The organism is Streptomyces durocortorensis (assembly GCF_016901035.1).
In the GTDB taxonomy this organism is placed as follows: Bacteria; Actinomycetota; Actinomycetes; order Streptomycetales; family Streptomycetaceae; genus Streptomyces; species Streptomyces durocortorensis.
Map to the genome: position 1 here is coordinate 5,136 of NZ_JAFEUF010000060.1, position 4,623 is coordinate 9,758.

At 73.3% G+C, this 4,623-nt stretch carries 3 protein-coding genes; 2 read left to right on the top strand and 1 reads right to left on the bottom strand.

Features of this window, described 5'->3' with window-relative positions; all coding sequences use genetic code 11:
- Nucleotides 1-316 precede the first annotated feature (316 nt).
- Nucleotides 317-1,249 (bottom strand): FAD-dependent oxidoreductase, encoded by a 933-nt coding sequence (locus JS521_RS14370; RefSeq protein WP_205083389.1) that lies wholly within the window; start codon nucleotides 1,247-1,249, stop codon nucleotides 317-319.
- Nucleotides 1,250-1,499: 250 nt separating this feature from the next.
- Here JS521_RS14370 and JS521_RS14375 point away from each other — a divergent pair, with 250 nt between their 5' ends.
- Nucleotides 1,500-2,696, top strand: coding sequence for a glycoside hydrolase family 64 protein (locus JS521_RS14375; RefSeq protein WP_205083369.1), 1,197 nt, complete (start codon nucleotides 1,500-1,502; stop codon nucleotides 2,694-2,696).
- 126 nt (nucleotides 2,697-2,822) lie between these two features.
- On the top strand, nucleotides 2,823-4,460 hold the full coding sequence (locus JS521_RS14380; protein WP_205083370.1) for an ABC-F family ATP-binding cassette domain-containing protein: 1,638 nt from the start codon (nucleotides 2,823-2,825) through the stop codon (nucleotides 4,458-4,460).
- Nucleotides 4,461-4,623 lie beyond the last annotated feature (163 nt).

Sequence of the window (4,623 nt, forward strand, 5' to 3'; positions counted from 1 at the left end):
GCGGCCTCGCCGCCCAGCGTCCCCCGCCCCCCCCCCCCCCCAACCCCCCCCCCCCCCCCCACCCCCCCCCCGGCCCCCCCCGCCCCCGCGGCCCCCCCGCTCCGGTGTGTACGTGCCGAGGCCGGTCGGGGCGGGGCCGCGCACCGGCCGGGCTGGTGGTGTCCGCCGGGCCCGTACACCGGCTGGGCGTGCCCGCGTCCGGCCCGGCTCAGGCTCGGTTCCTGCTGTGCTCGTACCCCGGTGGGCCGGGCCTGCCCCGGGCCCGGCCGCGGAATCCGGCCCCGACGGCGGCCCCAGGGCCGGGCCCGCGCCCCCGTCACCCCACCAACGCCGCCGCCGCGCGTGCACAGCCCCAGGCCACCGTCACGCCCGCGCCGCCGTGCCCGTAGTTGTGCACCAGCAGGCCGCCGCCCGGCAGGGCCTCCGCCTCGATCCGGACCCCCGCATCCCGCGCCGGGCGCAGCCCCACCCGGTGCCCGAGCACTCGGGCGCCGGCGATCTCCGGCCGGATGCGCGCGCACCGCGCCACGATCTCCCGGGCCGTGTCCGGGTCGGGCTCCGTGCGCGGGTCGTCCGCCTCCGCCGTGCCGCCCAGCACCAGCCGCCCCGGCTGCGGGAAGAAGTACGTCGTCGCGGCCGACGCCGGATCCGCCTCCGTGTACCACTCCTCGATCCCCGGGTTCTCCACCGCGACCAACTGCCCCCGCACCGGCCGCACCCCGGCGTCGGGCACCAGCTCGCGCGCCCCGAGCCCCGTGCAGTTCACCACCACCGGGCTCACCGCCGCCGCCTCGCCGAACCCCGTCACGGCCCGTCGCTCCACCGCACCGCCCGCCGCCACGAGCCGCCGCTCCAGCCACTCCAGATGGACCGGCATGTCCAGCAGCGGCAGCGTCACCCGCAGCCCTTCCGGCACCTCCACGGCGTCCTTCAGCCCGGCCGCCCAGTCGCCCAGCGCCGCGAACCGCTCCCCGCCGTGCAGCCCCGCCACCCGCCGTACGCCGGTCTCCTCCGGGGCACCGGCCAGCTCCTCGTACACCGCCAGCGTCTCCAGCGACCAGCCGACCACCCGCTCGGCCGGCTCGATCCGGTACGGCCACCACAGGGCCCCCGCCACCGCCGTCGTGGTGGCCCCGGCCGGATCGCGCGACCAGACCCGCACCCGCGCCCCGCGCTCCGCCAGCGTCACGGCGGTGGTGAGACCGACGACTCCGCCGCCCACCACGATCACATCCGCCACCACGGCCACTCCCATCCCTCGGTCCTCGCTGCCCGGACGCTAACCGAAACCGGAATCCCGGGGCCAGAGCAACCGGAATCCCCGGACCAGGTCTCCGGACACAGCACGCGCCGCAAGGGGCAACGCTCCGCAGGTTCAACAAGTTGAGACAGGTTCGTTGACAGCGGTCGCCCCCGGCAGGATTCTGAGAGCGCTCTCACGCTCAGGTGATGTGCCCCCCGCGTTCCACCCACGCATCCGCCCGATGAGGAGAACGAGCATGCCCGCTTTACGAAGAAGTCTCGGTGCGATGACCGCCACCCTGGCCCTCGCCCTGGGTCTGACCACCGGACTCGGCCAGACGCCGGCCGAGGCGGCGGTACCCGCCACCATCCCGCTGACCATCAAGAACGACTCGGGACGCGCCGACCAGATCTACGTCTACAACCTCGGAACGGAGCTCTCCACCGGCCGCCAGGGCTGGGCGGACGCGAACGGCACCTTCCACCCCTGGCCGGCCGGCGGCAACCCGCCCACCCCGGCCCCGGACGCGTCGATCGCCGGGCCGCGGAACGGCCAGTCGGTGACGATCCGGATGCCGAAGTTCTCCGGCCGCGTCTACTTCTCGTACGGTCAGAAGCTCGTCTTCAAGGTCACCACCGGCGGTCTCGTGCAGCCCGCCGTGCAGAACCCGAGCGACCCGAACAGGAACATCCTGTTCAACTGGACCGAGTACACGCTCAACGACGCGGGCCTGTGGATCAACAGCACCCAGGTCGACATGTTCTCCGCCCCCTACTCCGTCGGCGTCAGGGCGCAGGGCGGGGCCGTCAAGAGCACGGGCAAGCTGAAGCCGGGCGGCTACAACGCGGTGTTCAACAACCTCAGGAACCAGTCCGGCGGCTGGTCCGGCCTCATCCAGACCCGGTCCGACGGAACGGTGCTGCGCGCCCTGTCCCCGGGGCACGGCGTCGGGAACGGCAGCCTGCCGTCCGGGACCATGAACGACTACATCAACCGGGTCTGGAGCCGCTACGGCAGCTCCGTGCTGACGGTGACACCGTTCGCGCACGAGCCGAACACCAAGTACTACGGCCGGGTCTCCGGCAACGTCATGAACTTCACCAACGGCTCGGGCGCCGTCGTGACCTCGTTCCAGAAGCCGGACTCGGACAGTGTCTTCGGCTGCTACAAGCACCTGGACGCGCCCAACGACCTGGTGCGCGGCCCGATCTCCCGCACGCTGTGCGCGGGCTTCAACCGCTCCACCCTGCTGAACGGCACGAACCACCCCGACAACAACGCGGCCAACTTCTACAAGGACTCCGTGACCAACCACTACTCCCGCCTCATCCACGCGCAGATGGTCGACGGCAAGGCGTACGGCTTCGCCTTCGACGACGTGGGCGCCCACGAGTCGCTCGTCCACGACGGCAACCCGCAGGAGGCGCTGATCACGCTCAACGGCTTCAGCTGACCGTCCCGCCTCCCGGCCCCGGTGGGACGTACCCACCGGGCCGGGCGGCCGGGCCGCCGTGGGCGTCGGCCGACGGGCATCGCCCGGCAAGGGCACCCGGCACCGGCGACTAGGATCGTCACCCTGATGACTGCCACTCTCGTCGCCAAGGACCTCGCCGCCGGACACGGCGACCGCACGCTCTTCGCCGGGCTCGACCTCGTCGTCGCCCCCGGCGACGTGATCGGTCTCGTCGGAGTCAACGGCGCGGGCAAGTCCTCCCTGCTCCGCCTGCTCGCCGGCCTCGACCGCCCGGAGGAGGGCGAGCTGCGGCTCTCCCCGCCCACCGCCACCGTCGGCCACCTCCCGCAGGAGCCCGAGCGCCGCGACGGCGAGACCGTGGCCGCGTTCCTGGCCCGCCGCACCGGCGTCGCCGACGCCCAGCGCGCGATGGACGAGGCGACCGAGGCCCTGGTCGCGGGAGCGCCCGGCGCGGACGACGCGTACTCCGAGTCACTGGAGCGCTGGCTTGCCCTCGGCGGTGCGGACCTGGAGGAGCGGGCCGAGCAGGTCGCCGCCGAGCTGGGTCTGACCGTGGGCCTCGACCGGCCCATGACCGCGCTCTCCGGCGGACAGGCGGCCCGCGCGGGACTCGCATCCCTCCTCCTCTCCCGCTACGACGTCTTCCTGCTCGACGAGCCCACCAATGACCTCGATCTCGACGGTCTCGACCGCTTGGAGCGCTTCGTCTCCGGCCTTCGCGCGGGCACCGTCGTCATCAGCCACGACCGCGAGTTCCTGATGCGTACGGTCACCAGGGTGCTGGAGCTCGACCTCGCCCAGCAGCAGATCAACCTGTACGGCGGTGGCTACGCGGCCTACCTGGAGGAGCGGGAGACCGCCCGCCGGCACGCCCGCGAGGGGTACGAGGAGTACGCCGACAAGAAGGCGTCCCTCGAAGCGCGCGGCCATATGCAGCGCTCCTGGATGGACAAGGGCGTCAAGAACGCCCGCCGCAAGGCCACCGACGGCGACAAGCTCGGCCGCAACGCCCGCAGCGAGGCCAGCGAGAAGCAGGCGGCGAAGGCCCGCCAGACCCAGCGCATGATCGAACGTCTCGACGTCGTCGAGGAACCGCGCAAGGAGTGGGAGCTGCGGATGGAGATCGCCTCCGCCCCGCGCTCCGGATCCGTCGTCGCCACCCTGCGCGAAGCCCGTGTCGCGCGCGGTGACTTCACCTTCGGCCCCGCCTCGCTCCAGATCGACTGGGCGGACCGGGTCGCCATCACCGGGGCCAACGGCGCGGGCAAGTCCACTCTGCTGGCCGCCCTGTTGGAGCGGCTGCCGCTGGACTCCGGGAACGCCACGCTCGGTTCGGGTGTCGTTGTCGGCGAGGTGGACCAGGCCCGCAAGCTGTTCCTCGGGGCACAGTCGCTGCTGGACGCGTTCTGCGCGGCCGTGCCCGACACGGAACCGGCCGAAGTCCGCACGCTGCTCGCCAAGTTCGGCCTGCGCGCCGACCATGTGATGCGTCCCGCGACCAGCCTCTCCCCCGGGGAGCGCACCCGCGCCGCCCTCGCCCTGCTCCAGGGCCGGGGCGTCAACCTCCTGGTGCTCGACGAGCCGACGAACCACCTGGACCTGCCCGCCATCGAGCAGTTGGAGGCGGCCCTGGAGACGTACACGGGCACCCTGCTCCTGGTCACCCACGACCGGCGGATGCTGGAGGCGGTCCGCACCACGCGCCGCATCGAAGTGGCGGACGGCCAGATCAAGGAAGTCTGAGCAGAGTTACGGGGGTTGAGCGCGAGCCCGCGCCCAACCCCCGCAACCCCGCGCGGGAGTGAGAAGTGGGGGGGGGGGCCCCCCCCCGCGCCCCCCCCCCCAAAACCACACAGGCAGACCGGCCCCCCCCCCCCCCCCCCAAACCGGGCGGACGGCCCCCCCC